The sequence below is a fragment of the Bacillota bacterium genome (assembly GCA_040754675.1).
Taxonomy (GTDB): Bacteria; Bacillota; Limnochordia; order Limnochordales; family Geochordaceae; genus Geochorda.
The window spans coordinates 1-4,746 of the sequence record JBFMCJ010000317.1; the positions used below are offsets into that span (position 1 = coordinate 1).

The 4,746-nt window shown below is 71.8% G+C and carries 4 protein-coding genes; all 4 read left to right on the forward strand.

What is annotated here, in order from left to right:
- Positions 1-897, forward strand: an 897-nt coding sequence (locus AB1609_15740) for an aldehyde dehydrogenase family protein (GenBank protein MEW6047904.1), incomplete at its 5' end; no start/stop codon positions are given.
- Between the two features lie 50 nt (positions 898-947).
- The gene (locus AB1609_15745; protein MEW6047905.1) at positions 948-1,916 is read left to right on the forward strand and encodes a 2-hydroxyacid dehydrogenase; all 969 of its coding nucleotides are present in this window, start codon (positions 948-950) and stop codon (positions 1,914-1,916) included.
- 39 nt (positions 1,917-1,955) lie between these two features.
- Positions 1,956-3,665: a thiamine pyrophosphate-dependent enzyme gene (locus AB1609_15750; protein MEW6047906.1), complete on the forward strand. Its 1,710-nt coding sequence runs from the start codon at positions 1,956-1,958 to the stop codon at positions 3,663-3,665.
- Positions 3,666-3,804: 139 nt separating this feature from the next.
- Positions 3,805-4,746 (forward strand): ROK family transcriptional regulator (locus AB1609_15755; GenBank protein MEW6047907.1); only part of this gene is annotated, 942 nt, incomplete at its 3' end.

Sequence of the window (4,746 nt, forward strand, 5' to 3'; positions counted from 1 at the left end):
GAGATCTGCCAGGAGGCCGGCGTGCCGGAAGGGGTCGTCAACGTCGTGCCGGGCGGGGATGAGGCCGGAGCCGCGCTGGTGGCGCACCCCGGGGTGCCCAAAATCTCGCTCACCGGCGAAGTGGAGACCGGGCGCAAGGTGATGGCGGCCGCCGCGGCTCACCTCAAGCGGGTGACGCTCGAACTGGGAGGCAAGTCCCCCAACATCGTCTTTGAGGATGCGCCGCTCGAACAGGCGGTGGAGGGGGCCCTTTTTGGCGTCTTTTTGAACGCAGGCCAGGTCTGCCAGGCGGGCACGCGCATCCTGGTGCAGCGTTCCATCTACGGCGAGTTCGTGGAACGCCTCGCCGCCCGCGCCGCGCAGCTCCGCATCGGCCCGGGCAGCGACCCCGAGACCGACGTCGGCCCCGTCATCAGCGCCGAACAGCTCGAGAAGGTGCGGCGCTACGTGAAGCGGGGGCAGGAGGAAGGGGCGCGCCTGGTGGCGGGGGGCAGGCGCCCGGCGGGGCTGGAGCGGGGATATTTCCACGAACTCACCGTCTTCGCCGACGTCCAGCCTGCCATGGGCATCGCCCGCGAGGAGATCTTCGGGCCGGTGGCGGCGGTGATCCCCTTCCACGGCGAACCGGACGCTGTGCGACTCGCCAACGAGACCATCTACGGGCTTGCGGCCGGGGTGTGGACGAAAGACGTCAAGCGGGCGCTTCGGATGGCGCGGGCCGTCCGGGCGGGCACGGTCTGGCTGAACAGCTACCAGCTGCTGTCGCCGACGGTGCCGTTCGGCGGGTTCAAGGCCAGCGGCGTCGGGCGGCAACTGGGGCGGCAGGCGGTGGAGGCGTTCCTCGAGACCAAGACGGTGATTGCCGACCTCACCGAGCCCGGGATCCGTTACTTCTGACGCCACGTGTCGCGCCCGCTCGAGGACGCGGGCGCCGGGGGGCGGTGGCCATGAAGATCGTGGCGGTGCTGCCTGCGTCGGAGCGGCTCTCGCAGCAGGAGGCCATGCTCCGGGGGCTGTTCTCGGGGCACGAGGCGGTGGTGGTCACCGACCGGGCCGGCCTGGAGGCGCACCTATCGACGGTTGAGGTGCTGGTCTCGACGGCGTTTACCCCGCTTCCCGCCCAGATGCTGCAGAAGGCCCGGCGCCTGCGCTTCATCCAGGTGGCCGGCGTGGGCGTCGACCACATCGACATCGAGGCCGCCGGGCAGCTCGGCATCACGGTGGCGTGCGTCGCCGGCGCCAACGCGGCCAGCGTCGCCGAACACGTGATCATGGTGATGCTGGCCCTGCTGCGGGGCCTGGTGCCAGCTCACCAGGCCATGGCCGAGGGGCAGTGGCCGCTGCCGGCGTGGATGGGCAGGGCCCGGGAAGTGGGCGGCAAGACGGTGGGCATCGTGGGGATGGGACGCATCGGCCGGGAGGTGGCAGCCCGCCTCCTGCCGTTTGGCGCCGCCGTGCTCTACTACGACGTGCGGCGCCTGAGCGCAGGGGACGAGGACGCGCTGGGCGTGGCGTTCGCCCCGCTTGACGTGCTGCTGAGGCAGTCTCACGTGGTCACGCTCCACCTGCCGCTCACCCCCGAGACCCGGGGGGTCATCGGCCGGGAGCAATTGCAGGCCATGCGGCCGGGTTCGTGGCTCATCAACGCGGCCCGGGCGGAACTCGTGGACGAACCGGCGCTGGTGGAGGCGCTCCAGAGCGGGCCGCTGGCCGGAGCGGCCATCGACGTCTTCTCGCCGGAGCCCCCGCCGCCCGGCCACCCGCTGCGGCGGCTCCCCAACGTGCTGTTGACCCCGCACGGGGCGGGCGTCACGGTCGAGGCGCAGGAGCGCATCGCGCAGGGCGCTGTCCAGAACCTGCTGCGCTTCCTGGACGGCCGCCCGCTGGCGGACGTGGTGGTAGCGGGCAGCCGCTGAGGGCAAGCCGCCGGGTGTCGAGGCCAGGGGGTGGGGGCGGTGACGGTTCGGGAGGCGGTCTACCGCTGGTTGGAGAAGCGGCGGATCCGTCGGCTCTTCGGCAACCCGGGCTCCACGGAACTCCCCATGCTCACCGGCTTGCCGCCGGAGGTCGAGTACGTCCTCGCCCTGCACGAGGCCGCCGCCGTGGCGATGGCGGACGGGTACGCTCAGGGCACGGGGCGGCCAGCACTGGTCAATTTGCACGTGGCCCCCGGGGTCGGAAACGCCATGGGGGCGCTTTTCACCGCCCGCAAGAACAAGGCGCCGATGGTTGTAACGGCCGGCCAGCAGGACGCCCGCCACCTGCACTGGGAGCCGCTGCTGGCCGGCGACCTGGTGGCCATGGTCTCCCCCGTGGTGAAATGGGCACAGGAGGCCCGGATGCCCGAGCAGGTGCCGGCACTGCTGGAACGGGCATGGGCCGTGGCGTCGTTGCCGCCGCAGGGGCCGGCCTTCCTCTCCATCCCGATGAACTTCTGGGACGCGCCGCTCGACGAGGCGGCCGCCGATGCCCTTCCTGGGGATCGGCGCCTCAACCCCGCCGGGGCGACAGGCAGATCGGGCGCAGCAGGCGGAACAGCGTCGGCAGTCCCGGCCGGCGAGACCCCCTGCGCCGCCGCAGCGCAATTGCGTGAAATCCTCGACTCGCCTTCACCGGTGGCCCTGGTCGCAGGGGCGGGGATCGACCGTGCGGGGTCGAGGGTGTGGAGCGCCGTCCAGCGGCTGGCCGAGAAGCTGCAATGTCCGGTGTACGGGGAACCGCTCGCCCCCCGCGCGGGGTTCCCCACGGACCACCCGCAGTTTCGCGGGTACCTGCTGCCGGCGGCGCCGATGATCGCACGAGAACTGGCAGGTTTTCGGACGGTCATCCTCATCGGCGCGCCGGCCTTCCTGCTCTACCCGTACCTGCCGGGGCCCATGGTGCCGCCGTCGACCCGGCTGTACCTGCTCACCGACGACCCCGACGAAGCTGCCCGGGCGCCGGCGGCCGCCTCGTGGGTGGGCGACCTGGCCGAACTCGTGGAGCAACTGGCCGTCGAAGCCGCCGCGCGCGGTCCGCAGGCGGCGGGGGCGGCGGAAGGCCTGGCCGGCGCGGCCGCCGCGGCCAGCGCAAAGCGGCGCGCCGAGGCCGCTCGGGGGAGGGCCCGCATGGAGGTGGCCTTTGTTCTCCACACGCTGGCACGCCTTTTGGACGAGAGCGTAAGGGCGCCGGTGATCGTGGACGAGGCCAGCCTGGCGAGCCTGGCGGTGCGGGAGTACGTGGCGGTGCGCGCCCCGTCCAGCTACTTTGCTGCTGCCAGCGGCGGCCTCGGGTGGGGCCTGCCCGCTGCCGTGGGGTTGAAGCTCGCGTTCCCCGAGCGGCCAGTGGTGGCGGTGATCGGGGACGGCTCGGTGATGTTCGGCGTCCAGGGCCTGTGGACGGCCGCCCGGTACGGAGCGGGCGTGAAGTTCGTCGTCCTCAACAACGCGGGTTACGGCATCCTGAAGGCCTTCGCCCGGACGTTCTACCCGGGCACGGAGGAGCGGATTCCCGGCCTTGACCTGCCCGGGCTGCATCTTTCGGAACTCGCCAGGGCGATGGGCGTCCAGGCCGAGCGCGTGGAGTCGCCCGACGGCGTGGAACCGGCCCTACGGCGGGCACTCGAGGCGCCTGGCCCATACCTCGTGGATGTGGCGGTCAGCAGGGCGGTCAGAAGCCTGATGTGACCAGGCATCGCCAGCACAGGGCATTAGTCGTCCCGGACCCTGGGGGCCCCTTTTGCCCGCTCAGCGGGGAAAGAAGGAAGCAACAGGAAGGATTTGCTCGTAAGGAAAACGAACTAAATCCCCCCGGGAGCAGGAGGTCATGAACGTCGGTCAGCCCCCGCTGCTTCGCCGCCTGAACGAGACCGCCGTGCTGGAGGCGCTGCGCAAGAGCGGCCCCATGTCCCGGGCCGAGCTCTCGCGCCAGCTCTCCTTGAGCAAGTCCACCATCTCCCAGGTGGTCGCCGAGCTGCTCCGCCGGGGGCTCGTCCGGGAGGTGGCGACGGAGCGTCCCAGGCGTGCGGGCCGTACCGCCACGCTGCTCGACATTGCCCCGGAGGCCGGGTTCGTGGCGGGGGCGGATATCGGCGGCACCCTGGTTCGGGTTGCCGTCGCCGACCTGAAGGGGGAGACCCGGGCCCGCCTGTCAGCCTCCACGGCCAGAGAGGGGCTGGCTGCGCTGGTGGATCAGCTGGCAGACATGGTACACCAGGCGATGGCGCAGGCGGGTACGGCGCCCGGCCGTCTGCTCGCTGCGGGCGTCGGTGTGCCGGGTGCCGTCGACACGGCCACCGGCGCGGTCCGGCTCTGCCCCAACCTCTCATTCCTGGACGGCGTCACCCTGGGTTCGCTTCTCGAGGAGCGGCTCCGGTGCGGCGTGGTCGTGGACAACGACGTCAACCTGGGGGCGATCGGCGAGAAGTGGCGGGGCTGCGCGGACCGGGCGACCAACTTCGCCTACATGGCGGTCGGCACCGGGGTAGGGATGGGGGTCGTGCTGGACGCCGCGCTCTACCGGGGGACGCACGGCTTTGCGGGCGAGGTGGGCTACCTCCCGGTGCCCGTCGGGGAGGGGCACCGGCAACTCGAGGAGATCGTCGCCGGCCCGGCCATAGCCCGCGCCTATCTGGAGCACCGCGGTTCAGCGGAGGTCGACGGCACGGGGGCGCGCAGAGTTCCCCTCGGCTCCGGTTCGTCCTTGGGCGTGTCGGAAAGCGTGGATGCCCGGCAGGTCTTTGACCTGGCGCGTCAGGGAGACCCCGTT